Raw genomic sequence first — 246 nt, forward strand, 5'->3', positions numbered from 1 at the left:
GTGTTTGGCCTCTTCGGGGCGGTGTTCGTCCTCCAGCGTTTGGGCGGCTCCGACACGACAGCCATTCTGACGCTGCTCGGCGTGAACCTCGTGTACGGCTTCATGGTCAGCGGTATCTCCTGGCAGGGGCATATCGGTGGCGCGATCGCCGGTGTGGCCGCAACGTGGGTCCTAGTGCGCATGGCCCGTCCGCGTTCGGGCGTGACCGAGGCGGCGCAGAATCGGCGCCAGGCGCTCGCGGCGTTG

The 246-nt window shown here is 67.9% G+C and carries 1 protein-coding gene; it reads left to right on the top strand.

Annotated elements, in window-relative coordinates; all coding sequences use genetic code 11:
* Positions 1 to 246, top strand: a 246-nt coding sequence (locus tag QP415_RS12560; RefSeq protein ID WP_285100293.1) for a rhomboid family intramembrane serine protease, incomplete at both ends; no start/stop codon positions are given.

The sequence above is a fragment of the Pauljensenia sp. UMB3104 genome, assembly GCF_030217285.1.
Lineage (GTDB): Bacteria > Actinomycetota > Actinomycetes > Actinomycetales > Actinomycetaceae > Pauljensenia.